Genomic DNA, 16,675 nt, shown 5'->3' with positions numbered 1-16,675 from the left:
TGATGCGACCATGGTGGGCGTGGCAGGTATGCGAGGCAGGCAGACGGTACGCGGGATGTTCCAGTCCCTCGGGGTGATCATGATCGCCGCGGGCGTGATGTATCTCTTCATCCCGCACGACGAGAGCGCCGACCCGGTCAAGGCGAAGGACTACCGGGTCGAGCTCCTCACGGCCCAGCGGGCGGCGCCCTATCCGGTGCTGGCCCCCGAGGGCCTGGGCGAGGGCTGGAAGGCGACGGTCGTCTCGTACAAGCGCGAGAAGTCCAACGCCTGGCAGCTCGGTTTCCTCTCCCCGGACACCCAGTACGTGGCCGTGAACCAGTCGACGGCCGAGCCGGGGAAGTTCGTGCCCGAGGTGACCCAGAAGGCGAAGGACACCGGGAAGACCCAGACGGTCGCCGGCCAGGTCTGGCAGCGCTGGGAGGGCCCGAAGTACGACGCGCTCGTCCGCACGGAGAACGGCGCGACGACCGTGGTGACCGGCACGGCGTCCTTCGAGCGGCTGGCCGAGATGGCCGGCTCGCTCCGGTCGCAGAAGGTCTGATCCGTATAGGTGCGTATACGCACGGGAAGGGCCCCGCACTCGTGGAGTGCGGGGCCCTTCCGTGTGCCGCTCTGTGTGCCGTCAGGCTCAGACGGTGGTGACGACCTCGTCGTAGGAGAGGCGCGGGGAGCGCGGGAACCAGGCGTCCTCGCCCGGCTTGCCGATGTTGATGACCATCAGCGGGGTGTGGTCGTCGTCCAGGAACTCCTTCTGGACGCCGGCGAAGTCCAGGCCGGTCATCGGGCCGGCGGCGAGGCCGGCGGCGCGGACGCCCACGATGAAGTACGCGGCCTGGAGGGCGGCGTTCAGGAGGGCGGAGCCCTCGCGGACCGGGCGCTCGGCGAAGAACATGTCCTTGGCCTGCGGGAAGTGGGGGAGCAGGGCCGGGAGGTCCTCGTGGAACTCGTTGTCGGCGGAGAGGATCGCGACCAGCGGGGCGGCGGCGGTCTTGGCCTGGTTGCCCTCGGCCATGTGCTTCACCAGGCGCTCGCGGGCCTCGGGGGAGCGGACCAGGGTGATGCGCAGCGGGGTCTGGTTGAAGGCGGTCGGGCCGTACTTCACCAGGTCGTAGATCGCCTGGACCTGCTCGTCGGTCACCGGCTCGTCGGTGAACGTGTTGGCGGTGCGGGCCTCACGGAAGAGGAGGTCCTGGGCGACGGCGTCAAGGGCGAGAGACATGCTGCGTACCTTCCGGACTGCAAAGGGGGTTCGCTCGTACGAGGTTCGAGCGATGTCTCGACAGTACGCCCAGAATTGGTGAAAATTCAACTAACGCATCCGGATAGTGATCCGCTTCACTTGGAGTCTACATGTGCGGGTGTGGGGGGTGAGGGGGCGGCCTGTGCCGGGGGCGGCCGTGGAGGGGCGCGGCTCTTGCCGGGGGCGGCCGTGACGGGGCGCCGCCGTGAGTGGGTGCGGCCACGAGGGGTCGCGGCCTCTGCCGAGGCTCGTCGGTGACGGGCGTAGTGGGGGGTGCCGGCTGTGCCGGGGCAGCCGCGAGGGGGTGCGGCTGAGCCGGGGCCCGGGCCCGTGACGTGGGCGCCGCCCGCGCTGCGGGTCGGGGCGCTCGCCGGGCTGGGGCACGGCCGCTGCCGGGGCCCGGCCCGTGCCGGGCGCTGCCCGCGCCGAGGGCCGGGGGGCGTAGGGGGCGCGGCCTGGATGGGGCGCGACCTCTGCCGGGGCCTGTGTCGGGGGCCGTTTGACGGCCTCTGCCAGGGTGCGGCCTGTGCCGGGCGCCGCCCGTGCCGAGGGCCGGGGTGTGGTCGTGAGGGGGCGCCGCCTGACGGCCTCTGCCGGGGTGCGGCCGTGCCGAGGGCCGGCATGTGGCCGTGCCGGGATGCGGCCGGGCCGGGGCGCGGCCTCTGCCGGGGGCCTGTGCAGGGGGCGCCGCCTGACGGCCTCTGCCGGGCGTGGCCAGTGCCGGGTGCCGCCCGAGCCGAGGGCCGGGGTACGACCGTGAGGGGATGCAGCCTGCGCCGGGTGCGGCCTGACGGGATGCGGCCTGACGGGATGCGGCCGTGACGGGGTGCGGCCTCTGCCGGGCGTGGCCGGTGCCGGGTGCCGCCCGTGCCGAGGGCCGGGGTACGACCGTGAGGGGGTGCAGCCTGTGCCGGGGTGCGGCCTGACGGGATGCGGCCGTGACGGGGCGCGGCCTGACGGGAAGGGCCGGGGTGTGGTCGTGGCCTGTGCCGGGATGCGGCCGGGCCGGGGCGCCGCGCTCGCCGAGGGCGGGGCTACTCCTCCTCGTCCTCCGCCTCCGCCGCGCGCTCCGCCGCCAGTGAGGCGTCGAGTCGGGCCCGCGCCCCCTCCAGGCGGCGCCGGCACACCTTCGCCAGCTCCTCGCCGCGCTCCCAGAGCGCGAGGGACTCCTCCAGGGACGTCCCGCCCGCCTCGAGCCGCCGGACGACCTCGATCAGCTCGTCCCGCGCCTGCTCGTAGCCGAGGGCCGCCTCTTCCGCGCTGGTGTCCGTACCCACGTCCGTACCCGCGTCCGTTCCCGCTGCCATGTGCCGCTCCATCCTTGGTATCCGTTTCTCTTCGCTCAGGCCGGATCGGCCACGCGCCGCACCGTGAACTCGCCCTCGGCGACCCTGGCCCGCAGCTCCTCGCCCTCCGTGACCTCCGCGGGCGAGCGGACCACCGCCCCGTCCGCCCGCTGGAGCACCGCGTACCCCCGCTCCATCGTCGCGGCGGGCGACAGCGCCCGGACACGCGCCCGCGTGTGCGAGAGCTCCGAGTCCGCCCGGTCCAGGAGGTGCCCGAGGACCCGCCGGCTCCGCGCGAGGAGCGCCGCGAGCTCGTCCTCGCGGACCTCGACCATGCGCTGCGGGTGCTCCATGACGGGCCGCGCCAGCGCGTGCGCCAGACCGCGCTCCTCGCGCTCCAGGAGGCCGCGCACGGTCCGCAGCGCCCGGTCCCGCAGCCCCCGCACCCGGTCCAGCTCCTCGCCGACGTCCGGGACGACCTTCTTCGCCGCGTCCGTCGGCGTCGAGGCGCGCAGATCGGCCACCAGGTCGAGCAACGGCGAGTCCGGCTCGTGCCCGATCGCGGACACCACCGGCGTCCGGCACTCGGCGACCGCCCGGACCAGCTGCTCGTCCGAGAACGGCAGCAGGTCCTCGACGCTGCCGCCGCCCCGGGCCACGATGATCACGTCGACGTCCTCGTGCGCGTCCAGCTCCTTGACCGCCTCGACGACCTGCGGGACCGCCTTCACGCCCTGCACCGCGACGTTCCGCACCTCGAAGCGGACTGCGGGCCAGCGCCGGCGCGCGTTCTCCAGGACGTCCCGCTCGGCCGCCGAGGCGCGGCCGCAGACCAGGCCGACGAGGTGCGGCAGGAACGGCAGCGGCTTCTTCCGGTCGAGCGCGAAGAGACCCTCCGAGGCCAGGCTCCGCTTCAGCTGCTCCAGGCGCGCGAGCAGCTCGCCGATCCCGACCGGCTTGATCTCCACCGCCCGCAGCGACAGCTGCCCGCGCGGCGCGTACCACTCGGGCTTGGCGTGCACGACGACCCTGGCGCCCTCCGAGACGACGTCGGCGACCGCGTCGAAGACCTGGCGGTAGCAGGTGACGCCGATCGAGATGTCGTACGAGGGATCCCGCAGCGTCAGGAAGACGACCCCGGCGCCGGGGCGCCGCGACAGCTGCGTGATCTGCCCCTCGACCCAGATCGCCCCGAGCCGGTCGATCCACCCCCCGATCATCCGGGAGACCTCACCGACGGGAAGCGGTGCTTCTGCGGACGTAGTCAGACCCATGGACCGAGCGTAACCGCGCGGTACGACAACGTCAGGGGCGCGCGGGCGGTCCGGCGCGGTCGGGGCGCGCCGGGCCGCTTCACGCGCGCGTGGACGTCCGGGTCGCGCCCTGGACCGCCAGGACGACGAGGCCCACGCCCAGCCACACCACGCCCACCAGCTGCGCGGCGGCCGAGGCCTCGACGATCACCGCGATCAGGATGGCCGCGCCGGCCACCGGCATCACGACGTGCTGGAACCAGTGCGGCGGCCCCTCCGCCCGCCGCACGGCGAACCAGCCCACCACGCTCGCGTGCAGCAGGACGAACGCGGTCAGCGCGCCGACGTCGACCACCGAGACCAGATGGTCGAGGCCGTCGTCGCGGCGCGCCGCCCACAGCGCCGCGATCATCGTCACCGTCGCCGACACGAGCAGCGCCACGCGCGGGACACCGCCGTCGGTGCGGGCGAGCAGGTGCGGCAGGCGCCGGTCGCGGCCCATGGCGAACAGCAGCCTGCCGCCCGCCGCCTGCCCCGCGAGCGCCGCGAAGGCCGCGCCGATCGCCTTGGAGGCGGCCACCAGGTCGTGCAGCCAGCCGCCGACCGAGGCGTCCACGGCGTCGTAGAAGGCCGAGCCCTGCTTGGCCGGATCGGCGGCGAGCTCGGCCGAGGAGACCGGTTCCAGGAGCGCCACGAGCCAGGTCTGGGCCACGAACAGGACGCCCGCGAGCGCCAGGCAGAACAGCACCGCCCGCGCCACCTTCCGCGAACCTCCCGTGACCTCCTCGGCGAAGGAGGCGATCGCGTCGAAGCCCAGGTACGACAGGACGGCCACCGACACCGCGCCCACCACCGCGGCGAGCGAGAACGAGCCGTCACCGGTGAGCGGCGACCACCAGTCGCGCCGCGCCCCGTCCCGTACGAGCATCACCACGGCCGAGCCGGCGAAGACGAGCAGGACCACGATCTCCATCGCGAGCACCGCGAAGCCGACCCGGGCCGCCGCCCGCACGCCCCACAGGTTCAGCAGGGTGGTGACCACCACGGCGATCCCGGTCCACACCCACCGGTCCACCTCCGGGACCAGCGCCTCCATCGCGATGCCCGCGAAGAGGTAGGCGACGGCCGGGATCAGCAGGTAGTCGAGCATCGCCATCCACCCGGCGATGAAGCCCGGCCCTTCGCCGAGGCCCTTGCGCGCGTACGTGAAGACGGAACCGGCCTGCGGTGCGACCCGCACCATCTGGGCGTAGCTGAACGCCGTGAACGCCATGGCGACGGTGGCCACGACGTACACGAGTGCGACGGCCCCGCGCGACTTCGCGTCGAGGGTGCCGAAGACGCCGACCGGTGCCATGGGGGCGATGAACAGCAGTCCGTACACCACGAGGTCGCGGAATCCGAGGTTCCGTCGAAGCCCCTCGTGGTCCGCCACCTGCGTCTCCTGAACCATGGCGCCAGTTTCGGCCAAGGCGCCGCTCCATCCGCTCACCGACGCGGCCTTACGATGGGACCCATGACTGCAACGCCCGCGACGAACCGCCCGAAGCGTGTCCTGCTCGCCGCCCCCCGCGGCTACTGCGCGGGCGTGGACCGTGCCGTGATCGCCGTGGAGAAGGCCCTTGAGCAGTACGGGGCGCCGATCTACGTCCGGCACGAGATCGTCCACAACAAGTACGTCGTCCAGACCCTGGAGCGGAAGGGCGCGATCTTCGTCGACCAGGCGACCGAGGTGCCGCCCGGCAACATCGTGATGTTCTCCGCGCACGGCGTCGCCCCGACCGTCCACGAGGAGGCCCGTGTCGGCCGCCTCGCGACCATCGACGCCACCTGCCCGCTGGTCACCAAGGTCCACAAGGAAGCCGTCCGCTTCGCCAAGGACGACTTCGACATCCTCCTCATCGGCCACGAGGGCCACGAGGAGGTCATCGGCACCTCCGGCGAGGCCCCCGACCACATCCAGCTGGTCGACGGCCCCGAGGACGTGGCCAAGGTCGAGGTCCGCGACCCCTCCCGGGTCGTCTGGCTCTCCCAGACCACGCTCTCGGTCGACGAGACGATGGAGACGGTCGACGCGCTGAAGGAGAAGTTCCCGCAGCTGATCTCCCCGCCGTCCGACGACATCTGCTACGCCACGCAGAACCGCCAGACCGCCATCAAGGAGCTCGCCGGCCAGGCCGAGCTCGTGATCGTCGTCGGCTCGAAGAACTCCTCCAACTCGATCCGCATGGTCGAGGTCGCCAAGCAGGCCGGCGTCCCCGCCGCGTACCTCGTCGACTTCGCCAGCGAGATCGACGAGGCCTGGCTGGAGGGCGTGACCAGCGTCGGCCTCTCCTCCGGCGCCTCCGTCCCGGACGTCCTGGTGCAGGAGGTCCTGGAGTGGCTCGCCGAGCGCGGCTACGCGGACGTGGAGATCGTCAAGACGGCCGACGAGTCGCTGACCTTCTCGCTGCCCAAGGAGCTCCGCAACAAGGACCTGCGGGCCGAGGCGGAGAAGCTCGCGGCGGCCGCCGCGCCCGCCGCGCCCACCGCGTCCGTCAAGGAGTAGCGCGGCGCGCCAGCCCTTACCGTGGGGTCCATGAACGTCTTCGGAGTGGACATCGGCGGCTCGGGCATCAAGGGCGCCCCCGTGGACCTGGAACGCGGCACGCTCGCCGAGGAGCGCCACAAGGTACTGACCCCGCAGCCCGCCACACCCGACGGTGTGGCGGGCTGCGTCGCGGAGGTCGTGGAGAACTTCGGCTGGACCGGGCCGGTGGGGGTGACCTTCCCCGGCGTGGTGACCGGCTCCACCATCCGTACGGCCGCGAACGTCGACAAGTCCTGGATCGGCGTCGACGCCGGCACCCTCCTGAGCGACCGCCTCGGCGGCCTCCCCGTGACCGTCCTGAACGACGCCGACGCGGCCGGGATCGCGGAGATGACCTTCGGTGCCGGCCGGGGCCGCAAGGGCACCGTGATCCTGCTGACCCTCGGCACGGGCATCGGCTCCGCCCTCTTCGTCGACGGCCGGCTCGTCCCCAACACCGAGCTCGGCCACCTGGAGCTCAAGGGCCACGACGCGGAGACCAGGGCCTCGACGAAGGCCAAGGAGGACGAGGACCTCAGCTGGGAGCACTGGGCGACCCGGCGGCTGCGCAAGTACCTCGCGCACGTGGAGATGCTCTTCTCGCCGGAACTGTTCATCATCGGCGGCGGCGTGAGCCGCAAGGCCGACAAGTTCCTGCCGCTGATCGAGGGCATCCGCGCGGAGATCGTCCCGGCGGAGCTGCAGAACAACGCCGGGATCGTGGGGGCGGGGATGGCGGCGGGGGCGGCCTGAGGGGCCGGGATCCAATATCCAACATACGAACACCAAATATTGGATCCAACTACTGGATACCGGCTACCGAATACCGGATATCGAATACCGAATACCGGATCCGACTACGCGACCGGGCGACGCCCCGCCGCCGGTGCCCGCCCGCCCGGGCCCTCGCCCGACCCCGCACGGGGCGCGGTGCGCCGGTGGCGGCGCCCCATGTCCCGGACCTTGCGGACGCTCGCGATGACGCCGGCGACGAGGGTGCCGCCGTAGAGCCAGCCGGCGTGCACGGCGAGGGCGGTCACGACGGCCATGGCCTGGCCGCCGAAGCCGCCCGTGCCGCCCGCGATGGGGACGACGCCGACGGCGAAGGCGATCGGGACGCCGATCGGGGCGGTGACCAGGTCGGCGGTCCGGACCCAGAGCGCGGTCAGGGCGCTGACCGGCAGGAACAGCAGCCCGTAGACGACGGGGGAGCCGTCGAGGAGCAGCTCGTCGAGGAGGCCGAGCGTCAGCATGACGGCCGAGGCGAAGAGCCCGGCGCCGAGCCCGGTGAGGCGGGGCGAGGGGAGCCGGCGCAGGGCGAGGACGACGGGCGGCACGGGCCGCCGCCCGGCGGGGGTGCCGGGCGCGGCCGGCGCTCCGGCCCGTTCCACGCGGGCGCGCCCGGGCGCGCGCCCGGCCCTGCCGGTCACGCGGTAGACGGCCGCGCCCTCCACGAGCGCGCCGGGCGGTGCGACCGGCGTGGCGGGGGTCTGCGGCCTTCGGCGGCCTTGCGGCTGACTTGTCCTGTGCTGCTCCACTCGACCAACGTAGGTCGGAAGGGGGCGGGAACGGGGTCCGGGACACGCCCTTTGGGTGACCTTGCCCATGAGAACGACCGAAGGTCGGCGTCACTGGCCGGTTCGGCCCGCCCGTAAACTGGGGGATCGGCCCACCATCCACACCTTCAGGAAGTCGCCACCGTGTCGCTCACGATCGGAATCGTCGGTCTGCCGAATGTCGGCAAGTCGACCCTGTTCAACGCCCTGACCAAGAACGACGTGCTGGCGGCCAACTACCCGTTCGCCACGATCGAGCCCAACGTCGGCGTCGTCGGTGTCCCCGACGCCCGCCTGACCAAGCTCGCGGAGATCTTCGGCTCCCAGCGCATCCTCCCGGCGACGGTCGACTTCGTCGACATCGCGGGCATCGTGCGCGGCGCGAGCGAGGGCGAGGGCCTGGGCAACAAGTTCCTCGCGAACATCCGCGAGTCGGACGCGATCTGCCAGGTCATCCGCGCCTTCAAGGACGAGAACGTCGTCCACGTCGACGGCAAGGTCTCGCCGAAGGACGACATCGAGACGATCAACACGGAGCTGATCCTCGCGGACCTCCAGACGATCGAGAAGGTCCTGCCGCGCCTCCAGAAGGAGATGCGGATCAAGAAGGACACGGCGCCCAAGGTCGCCGCCGTCGAGGCCGCCCAGGCGATCCTGGAGAAGGGCGACACCCTCTTCTCGCAGGGGATCGTCCAGGGCTCGGAGAAGGCGGAGCTCCTGCACGACCTCCACCTCCTCACCACGAAGCCGTTCCTGTACGTCTTCAACGTGGACGAGGACGAGCTCACCGACGACGCCTTCAAGGCCGAGCAGAGCGCCCTGGTCGCCCCGGCCGAGGCGATCTTCCTCAACGCCAAGCTGGAGCAGGACCTCGCCGAGCTGGACGAGGAGGACGCCATGGAGCTCCTCCAGTCCGTCGGCGCCGAGGAGCCCGGCCTCGCCACCCTCGCCCGCGTCGGCTTCGCGACCCTCGGCCTGCAGACCTACCTGACGGCCGGCCCGAAGGAATCCCGCGCCTGGACGATCAAGCAGGGCGCGACGGCCCCCGAGGCGGCCGGTGTCATCCACACCGACTTCCAGAAGGGCTTCATCAAGGCCGAGGTCATCTCCTTCGCCGACCTCGTCGACACGGGCTCGGTAGCCGACGCCCGCGCCGCCGGCAAGGCCCGCATGGAGGGCAAGGAGTACGTCATGCAGGACGGCGACGTCGTGGAGTTCCGCTTCAACGTGTAGTGACTCCGTCCGCACGTCGGCCGATGTGTCGGGAGTGCGGGTGACGGAAGTGCAGGCCGGAAGGGGCCCGGGCTCGTTGAGTCCGGGCCCCTTTCGTCGTCCGTGCCCGCTCCGGGCTCAGGGGTGGTTGACCGCCGTGGCCAGGACCACCTCGAATTCCTCCAGGCTCGTGGTCGTCGCGCGGGACTTCGCCGTGGCCTCGCCGCGGACCGCCGCGACGGGGCCGCGTGAGGCCACGAGTGCGTCGTGTTCGCCGTAGAGGGCGCCGACGGCGGCTCTGCCCCGGGCGCGGTCGACGAGCAGGGAGATGCCGTTCAGTCCGGGGACCTTCTGGACCTTGGGCAACGCGGTCTCGCGGAAGGTCTCCACCAGCAGATCGATGTCGGCCGGATCGACGTCCATGCGGACCAGCCGGAACCCGCCGCCGGGCCCCACGTCCTCTCCGCGGCGGGCGACCGCCGCTTCCCAGTTGTCGACCGTCGTCGTCAGCGCGAAGGGCGCGAACAGCTCGTTCCGCCGCTTGCTCAGGGTCTCGAAGCTGGCCTGCCGGGAGGCCTCGTCCTCCCACCACGATCCCACCAGGAGCTTGCCGACCTCGCGGTCGACGAACAGCCCCATCCCGCGGAAGCCCGGCTGCGACGACAGCAGCTCGCGCCCCTCGGTCCGGAGCGCCTCGGCGACCCCGTCGAGCTCGGCCGGATCACCCGTTGCGTAGATGCTGCGAACGTACATGGTTCCCTTTCCTGCCGTCTGCCCCCACTCCATGCGATGACCGGGGCCGATACCGGGCAACGCGGCAGGGGGCAATCAGGTGAACCCCCGGCTGCGATGCCCCGCCCGCCCACCCACGTATCCTCGATTCCTCGGGAATGGGGGAGAGGGATCGCGGAGGTATACAGGTGGAGTTCCGGCTGCTCGGCTCCGTCGCGCTGGTGGCGGAGGACAGGGACGTAGCCTTGGGGCCCGCCAAGCGGTCCAGTCTGCTCGCCATGCTCCTGCTGCGGCCCAACAGCGCCGTGAACGTCGGTCAGTTGATCGACGCCCTGTGGGAGGAGGAGCCGCCCACGCACGCCAAGACCGTCCTCCAGGGGCACGTCTCGCGGCTGCGGGCCCTGCTCGCGGAGCACGGGGCCGAGGCGTACGGGGTGGAGCTCGCCACCCAGGGGTCCGCGTATGTGCTGCGGATGCCCGAGTCGCTCGTCGACGCCCACCGCTTCGAGGAGCTCGTCGGGCTCGCCGGGGTGCAGCGCAGGCCCGCCGACGCCGTACGGATGCTGCGCGAGGCGCTGTCGTACTGGCAGGGGCCCGCCCTGACCGGGACCGTGCACAGTCGGCCCCTCGAAGCCGCCGCCGGCGGCCTGGAGGAGCTGCGGCTCGCGTCGGTGGAGGCGCTGGCGGAGGCGTACGGGCAGCTCGGCGAGCACGGCAGGGCCGCCGCCGTCCTCCGTACCGAGGCCGTCGCCCACCCGCTGCGCGAGTCCCTCGCCGCCGCGCTGATGCTGGCGCTCGCCCGCTCCGGCCGTCAGTCGGACGCGATCGACTGGTACCACCGGACCCGGCGGCTGCTCGCCGAGGAGCTGGGCGTCGACCCCGGTGAGACGCTGAGCGAGGCGTACGCGACGCTGCTCCGCTCCGCCGCGCCCGTCTCCGTGCCCCGCCCCGCCGCCGAGGTCAGGGTCCCGGTGCCCGAGGGCCTGCCGCGGGCGCCGCGCGGCTTCACCGGGCGCGGGGCCGAGCTGGCCGCCCTCGACCGCGCGGCGCGGGCCGGCGACGGGCCCGTCTGTCTCGTCACCGGGCCCGCCGGCGTCGGCAAGACCGCCTTCGCCGTCCACTGGGCCTACGAGCGGCGCGCCGACTTCCCCGACGGGCGGCTCTTCGCCGACCTGCGCGGCTTCAGCGACACCGCGGCGCCGGAGACCGCCGCCGTCCTGCGGGAGTTCCTGCTCGCCCTCGGAGTCGCGCCGCAGAAGGTCCCGGAGACCGTCGACGCGCGCGGCGCGCTGTTCCGCTCGCTCACCAGCGGGCGGCGGCTTCTCGTCGTCCTCGACAACGCCCGCTCTTCCGAGCAGGTCCGGCCGCTGCTGCCCGGCGGCGCCCCGTGCACGACGCTCGTCACCAGCCGCGACCGGCTCGGCGGCCTCATCGCCTCCGACGCGGCCCACCCGGTGCCGCTCGGACACCTCAAGGCAGCCGCCTCGGCGGCCCTGCTCACCAGCGTGCTCGGCGAGGATCGGGTCGCCGCCGAACCGGCGGCCGCCACCCGGCTCGCCCGGCTCTGCGACGGACTGCCGCTCGCCCTCCGGGTGACCGCCGCCCGCCTGGCCGAGCGGCCGCACTGGACGCTCGGCGCGATGGTCGGCGAACTCGCCGACGAGCAGGGCCGGTTGGCGCTGCTCGACGTGGAGGACCGGGGGGTGTCCGCGGCACTCCACCTCACCGTGCAGCAGCTGCCGGAGTCCGCCGCACGACTGTTCCGCGCGATCGGTCTGCACACGGGATCCGATCTGGACCGGTTCGCGGCGGGCGCGCTCGCCGGGACGACGCCCGGGCAGGCCTCCGGCGACCTCGACCGGCTCGCCGCCGCCCATCTGCTCACCGAGGCCGTCCCCGGCCGCTGGACGCCGCACGACCTCGTACGCCTCTACGCCCGGCATCTCGCCCCGCAGGCCGACCCCGAGGGCCTGCCCCGGCTCCTCGACCTCTACCTCTACACGGGCCTCGCGGCCGACGCCGCCGCGGAGCCCGGCTCGCAGCCCTGCTACGCGCTGCCCGCCGACGCCCGACGGCCCGCCGCCACCCGGGAGTTCGAGGACCGTACGGCGGCGCTCGACTGGTACGCGGCCGAGCGCCCCGCCCTGGAGGGCGCGGTCGCCGCCGCGGCCGCCCTCGGGATGCACGACCGGGCCTGGCGGCTCGCGCTCGTGCAGTGGCCGCTGATGCTCATGCGGATCGGGGACGGCTGGACCCCGCTCCTGGAGGCCGGGCTCGCCTCGGCCGAGGCGATCGGGGACCTGGACGCGCAGTCGCGCACGCGTGCCCTGCTCGGCTGGATCCTGCACGAGGAGGGCCGGGACGCCGAGGCGCTCGTCCACCTGGAGAAGGCGCCCGGCCTGGCGGCCCGCGCGGGCGACGCGATCAGCGAGGCGATCGCCTACGTCAACCACGCCGCCGTCCTGGACGCGACCGGGGAGCACGAGCGGGCCGGGCTGCTGATGCTGCACGCCGTCTCCCTCGCCGACCGCACCGGCCACCCCTCCACCCAGGTGCTGACCCTCCAGCACCTGGCGGGCCACTGCCTCAAGGCGGAGGAGTACGAGGCGGCGCTCGCGCACACCGTTCGCGCCGGGGAACTGGTGGCGCCCGACGCGGTCGTCACCCGGGCCTCGCTGCAGATCACCCGGGGCGAGGCGCTGGCCGGCATCGGCCGTCTCGACGAGGCCGCCGACCAGCTGGAACGTGCGATCGTCGCCGCCGACGCGGCCGGATTCGCCGAGGGTTCGGCGCGGGCGGCGGCGCACCTCTCGCGCCTGTCAGCGGATCGTTAGCGGTACGCAAGCGGGACGGCAGCGCGGGCCGGGAAGCTGGATACAGCACCGAGTGAGGTGCACCGGCGCGCGTGGACCGCACGCGCCGACCGAACGCGTCAACGGGGGAGTACCACCATGCGCAACCACCGCAAGAACACCGTCCTGGCCGCCGCCGCCATCGCCGCCCTCTCGCTGGGCCTGACCGCCTGCGGCGGCGGGGACGACGCCACGGGCGCCAAGGACGCGGGCAGCGCGAGCTCCGCCCCGTCCACCGCGGGTACGGGTGAGGCCGGCGCGGCCGGCGGCGGTACGGCGGACCAGACCGCGACGAAGAGCGGCTCGGGCTCCACGGGCGGCTCGACGGCGGGCGGTTCGACCGCGACCGGCTCCACCGGCTCCACGGGCTCCACCGGCGGCTCGAAGGCCGGCTCCACCACCGGCTCCACGAGCGGCCAGAGCTCCACGAAGGCCCCCGCCTGCGCCTACGGCGACATCAAGGTCACGGCGGCGAAGGCGGACGAGGTCCCGACCGAGCACATCGTGCTCACCGCCACCAACACCTCCGGCCGCTCGTGCACCCTGATCGAGTACCCGCTCATCGCCTTCGGCCCGATCCAGACCGCCAAGGACGTCCCGGCCGTCGCGAAGAGCAAGCCGGGCACGCCGATCGTCCTGAAGGCCGGCGAGCCCGCCTACGCGAACGTGCGGATCGCGCTCGGCGGCGTCCACGAGGACAACAAGGTCGTGAACGAGTTCAACGTGAACCTCTTCGCCGCCGAGGGCCCCGCCGAGGGCAGCATCGTCGTGAAGGCCCCCGCCGGCGGCCTCGCGGTCGACGAGTCCGCCGCGAAGACGGGCTACTGGACGTACGAGCTCCGCAACGGCGCCGACGAGTTCTGAGCCGTCACCCCGCGAGACCCGTCTCCTGGGTCGCGAGACCCGTCCTCTACGCCGCGAGACCCGTCCTCTACGCCGCGAGGCCCATCACCTCTACGCCGCGAGACCCGTCTTCGCGCCCGCCCCGCACAGCGGCACCACCGTGAGCCCGGGGCGGGGCGGGGTCGCGCTCACCGCCGCCCAGCAGGCCACGCCGGTCGCCTCCACGAAGAGGCCCCGGCGGGCCAGGTCCCGCTGGGCGGCGCGGATCTGTTCCTCCGTCACCGTCAGGAACGTGCCGCCCGTCGCGCGCACCGCCCGCAGGATCTGCCGGGCGCGGGGCGGGGCCGGGATCGCGATGCCCTCGGCGAGGGTGGCGCGCGACGGGGCCGGTTCCGTGAGGTCCTCCGCGCCCGCGTGGAAGGCGGCGGCCAGCGGGGACACGGCCTCGGCCTGGACGGCGACGAGCGCGGGCCGGCGCTCGACGAGCCCGTGGCCGTACAGCTCCTCGACGGCGAGGGCGGCGCCGAGGAGCAGCGTGCCGTTGCCGACGGGGACGACGATCGTGTCCGGGAGGCGCCCGCCCAGCTCCTCCCACAGCTCGTAGACGTAGGTCTTGGTGCCGTGCAGGAAGTACGGGTTGTACACGTGCGAGGCGTAGAAGACCCCCTCGTCGTCCGCCGCCTCGCGCGCCGCCCGGGCCGTCGCCTCGCGGTCGCCGGGCACCTCGACGACCCGGGCACCGTGCGCCCGGATCTGCTCCAGCTTCTTCGGGGACGTGCCTTCGGGGACGTACACGACGCAGTCGAGCCCGGCCCGCGCGCCGTACGCGGCGATCGCCGTTCCCGCGTTGCCGCTGCTGTCGGCGAGGACCGTGCGGGGCTCCAGGCGACGGGCGTGCGCGGCGAGCAGCGCGGCGCCCCGGTCCTTGAAGGACAGGGTCGGCATGAGGAAGTCGAGTTTGGCCGAAACCGAGTCGGTGAGACGGACGAGCGGTGTGCGGCCCTCGCCGAGGCTCACCTCGGGCCCGTACGGGAGCGGAGGCAGCGCCTCCTCGTAACGCCACAATGAATTCACACGTGATGCGAGTGACGGGAGGGAGACCGGTGCACTCGTGAACGCGAGGTCCCAGGGGCCGCGGCACTTCGGACAACACCAGGTGAGGGCGGAGACGGGGGACTGGATCCGGCAGCGAGGGCACTCGTAGGCGGTCATGAGTGCCAGCATGTCAGCGGCGTGGCCCGGGTGTTGCGGAGTTGTGCGGGCCCTTGTGCGATTCCTATGGATCAGTCAACCTTTCGCTCGGCAGCCGGACGTTCGGGACGGCGCGGGCTTCCCGTGTCGTATTGACATGTCCATGCCGCACTCCTGCCTTACCCCCCACGAGGAGGACCCCCCACATGTCAGTGATGCGCGCACCACGCCGCCGGACGGCCACCGCCGCGGCCATCGCCGTAGCCGCCCTCGCGCTCGGCTCCCTCACCGCCCTCCCGGCGGCCGCCGCACCGGCCGCCCCCGAGGGCGTCATCGAGAACGCCGGGGCCGAGGGGACCGTCCCGGGCAGCTACATCGTCACCCTCGACGAGTCCGCGCAGGCGGAGACCGCCAAGGGCCGGGCCGTCGCGGCCAAGTTCGGCGCGAAGATCAGGCGGACGTACACCTCGGCGATCAACGGCTACTCCGTCGAGCTCTCCGAGGCGCAGGCCCGGAAGCTCGCGGCCGACCCGGCCGTGAAGTCCGTCGTCCAGAACCGCGTCTTCCACATCGACGGCACCCAGCCCTCCCCGCCCTCCTGGGGCCTGGACCGGATCGACCAGAAGGCCCTTCCGCTGAACCAGAGCTACACCTATCCGGACTCCGCGGGCCAGGGCGTCACCGCGTACATCATCGACACCGGCGTCCGCATCACCCACACCGACTTCGGCGGCCGCGCCTCCTACGGCTACGACGCCATCGACAACGACAACACCGCCCAGGACGGCCACGGTCACGGCACCCACGTCGCCGGCACCGTCGCGGGCACGTCGTACGGCGTCGCCAAGAAGGCGAAGATCGTCGGCGTCCGTGTGCTCGACAACTCCGGCTCCGGCACCACCGAGCAGGTCGTCGCGGGCATCGACTGGGTCACGCGGAACGCCGTCAAGCCGGCCGTCGCCAACATGAGCCTCGGCGGCGGCGTCGACTCCGTCCTCGACGACGCCGTCCGCAACTCGATCGCCTCCGGCGTCACCTACGCGGTCGCCGCCGGCAACGAGACCGACAACGCCGCCAACCACTCACCCGCGCGCGTGGCCGAGGCCATCACGGTCGGCGCCACCACGTCGAGCGACGCCAAGGCGAGCTACTCCAACTACGGCAGCGGCCTCGACCTCTTCGCCCCGGGCTCCTCCATCACGTCCTCCTGGGGCACCGGCGACACCGCCACCAACACCATCTCCGGTACGTCGATGGCGACCCCGCACGTCGCCGGCGCCGCCGCCCTGTACCTGGCGGACAACCCCACGGCGACCCCGGCGCAGGTCTCCACGGCCCTCGTGAGCGCCGCCACCCCGAACGTCGTCACCAGCCCCGGATCGGGCTCCCCGAACAAGCTGCTGTACGTCGGCGGCGGCACGACCCCGCCGCCCACCGGCCCGAAGTTCGAGAACACCGCGGACTATGCGATCAACGACAACGCGACCGTCGAGTCCCCGGTCACCGTCAGCGGCGTCTCGGGCAACGCCCCCTCGGCGCTCCAGGTGCCCGTGAACATCGTCCACACGTACATCGGTGACCTCCAGGTCCAGCTGATCGCCCCCGACGGTTCGGCGTACACGCTGAAGGCCTTCGGCACCGGCGGCAGCGCGGACAACATCAACACCACCTACACCGTGAACGCCTCCTCGGAGGTCGCCAACGGCACGTGGAAGCTCCGGGTCACGGACAACGCGAACTACGACACCGGGAAGATCGACTCCTGGGCCCTGCAGTTCTGATCGGCAGCTGACGCAAAGAGGGGGGCGGTCGCCTGCGGGCGGCCGCCCCTTCCGTACGATGCGCGCCCGAGCGTTTGTTCGCATCGCCCGTCCGCAACAGGAGCACGCACCCGTGGAGCCGAGCCAGCCGAGCCAGCCGACCCCGCCGCCCGCAGGA

The 16,675-nt window shown here is 73.0% G+C and carries 14 protein-coding genes; 7 read left to right on the top strand and 7 right to left on the bottom strand.

All coding sequences use genetic code 11. The annotated features are described in order from the left end of the window. Positions 1 to 10 precede the first annotated feature (10 nt). Positions 11 to 544 carry a DUF4245 domain-containing protein gene (locus ACF07V_RS00910; protein WP_392150764.1) on the top strand — a complete coding sequence of 178 codons (534 nt, stop codon included), beginning with the start codon at positions 11 to 13 and terminating at the stop codon, positions 542 to 544. A gap of 87 nt (positions 545 to 631) precedes the next feature. Here the strand turns inward: ACF07V_RS00910 and ACF07V_RS00905 are convergent, their stop codons facing one another. The 4 genes from ACF07V_RS00905 to ACF07V_RS00890 form a co-directional block, all read right to left on the bottom strand. Then, positions 632 to 1,222, bottom strand: a complete 591-nt coding sequence (locus ACF07V_RS00905; protein WP_392150763.1) for a malonic semialdehyde reductase — start codon at positions 1,220 to 1,222, stop codon at positions 632 to 634. 1,055 nt (positions 1,223 to 2,277) lie between these two features. Continuing rightward, positions 2,278 to 2,550, bottom strand: a complete 273-nt coding sequence (locus ACF07V_RS00900; protein WP_392150762.1) for an exodeoxyribonuclease VII small subunit — start codon at positions 2,548 to 2,550, stop codon at positions 2,278 to 2,280. Positions 2,551 to 2,585: 35 nt separating this feature from the next. Next, positions 2,586 to 3,803 carry an exodeoxyribonuclease VII large subunit gene (gene xseA, locus ACF07V_RS00895; RefSeq protein WP_392150761.1) on the bottom strand — a complete coding sequence of 406 codons (1,218 nt, stop codon included), beginning with the start codon at positions 3,801 to 3,803 and terminating at the stop codon, positions 2,586 to 2,588. A 79-nt stretch (positions 3,804 to 3,882) separates the two neighbouring features. Next, positions 3,883 to 5,235: an APC family permease gene (locus ACF07V_RS00890; RefSeq protein WP_392150759.1), complete on the bottom strand. Its 1,353-nt coding sequence runs from the start codon at positions 5,233 to 5,235 to the stop codon at positions 3,883 to 3,885. A gap of 54 nt (positions 5,236 to 5,289) precedes the next feature. Here ACF07V_RS00890 and ACF07V_RS00885 point away from each other — a divergent pair, with 54 nt between their 5' ends. Together ACF07V_RS00885 and ppgK are read left to right on the top strand one after the other, a co-directional pair. After that, positions 5,290 to 6,330 (top strand): 4-hydroxy-3-methylbut-2-enyl diphosphate reductase, encoded by a 1,041-nt coding sequence (locus ACF07V_RS00885; RefSeq protein ID WP_392150757.1) that lies wholly within the window; start codon positions 5,290 to 5,292, stop codon positions 6,328 to 6,330. A gap of 30 nt (positions 6,331 to 6,360) precedes the next feature. Then, positions 6,361 to 7,104 (top strand): polyphosphate--glucose phosphotransferase, encoded by a 744-nt coding sequence (ppgK, locus tag ACF07V_RS00880; RefSeq protein WP_392150756.1) that lies wholly within the window; start codon positions 6,361 to 6,363, stop codon positions 7,102 to 7,104. 104 nt (positions 7,105 to 7,208) lie between these two features. On the opposite strand, the gene ACF07V_RS00875 is transcribed toward ppgK, so the two are convergent. Next, a complete protein-coding gene (locus tag ACF07V_RS00875) occupies positions 7,209 to 7,889 on the bottom strand; it encodes a DUF6542 domain-containing protein (protein ID WP_392150755.1) in 681 nt (226 codons plus the stop codon). A gap of 162 nt (positions 7,890 to 8,051) precedes the next feature. Here ACF07V_RS00875 and ychF point away from each other — a divergent pair, with 162 nt between their 5' ends. Further along, positions 8,052 to 9,140, top strand: coding sequence for a redox-regulated ATPase YchF (gene ychF, locus ACF07V_RS00870; protein ID WP_369146265.1), 1,089 nt, complete (start codon positions 8,052 to 8,054; stop codon positions 9,138 to 9,140). Between the two features lie 117 nt (positions 9,141 to 9,257). Here ychF and ACF07V_RS00865 read toward each other — a convergent pair whose 3' ends face one another. After that, entirely contained in the window at positions 9,258 to 9,872 is a 615-nt protein-coding gene (locus ACF07V_RS00865; protein ID WP_392150754.1) for an antibiotic biosynthesis monooxygenase, read from the bottom strand. A gap of 167 nt (positions 9,873 to 10,039) precedes the next feature. On the opposite strand from ACF07V_RS00865, the gene ACF07V_RS00860 reads away from it, so the two are divergent. Together ACF07V_RS00860 and ACF07V_RS00855 are read left to right on the top strand one after the other, a co-directional pair. Continuing rightward, positions 10,040 to 12,685 (top strand): BTAD domain-containing putative transcriptional regulator, encoded by a 2,646-nt coding sequence (locus ACF07V_RS00860; RefSeq protein ID WP_392150753.1) that lies wholly within the window; start codon positions 10,040 to 10,042, stop codon positions 12,683 to 12,685. Positions 12,686 to 12,802: 117 nt separating this feature from the next. Further along, positions 12,803 to 13,567 (top strand): DUF4232 domain-containing protein, encoded by a 765-nt coding sequence (locus ACF07V_RS00855; RefSeq protein ID WP_392150752.1) that lies wholly within the window; start codon positions 12,803 to 12,805, stop codon positions 13,565 to 13,567. 90 nt (positions 13,568 to 13,657) lie between these two features. Here the strand turns inward: ACF07V_RS00855 and ACF07V_RS00850 are convergent, their stop codons facing one another. After that, positions 13,658 to 14,770, bottom strand: a complete 1,113-nt coding sequence (locus ACF07V_RS00850) for a threonine synthase (RefSeq protein ID WP_392150751.1) — start codon at positions 14,768 to 14,770, stop codon at positions 13,658 to 13,660. A gap of 173 nt (positions 14,771 to 14,943) precedes the next feature. Here ACF07V_RS00850 and ACF07V_RS00845 point away from each other — a divergent pair, with 173 nt between their 5' ends. After that, positions 14,944 to 16,518 carry a S8 family serine peptidase gene (locus ACF07V_RS00845; protein WP_392150750.1) on the top strand — a complete coding sequence of 525 codons (1,575 nt, stop codon included), beginning with the start codon at positions 14,944 to 14,946 and terminating at the stop codon, positions 16,516 to 16,518. Positions 16,519 to 16,675 lie beyond the last annotated feature (157 nt).

The organism is Streptomyces sp. NPDC015661, assembly GCF_043077765.1.
Lineage (GTDB): Bacteria > Actinomycetota > Actinomycetes > Streptomycetales > Streptomycetaceae > Streptomyces.
The sequence above is the reverse complement of the archived record's forward strand: the minus strand, read 5'-3'. Positions and strand labels throughout refer to the sequence as shown.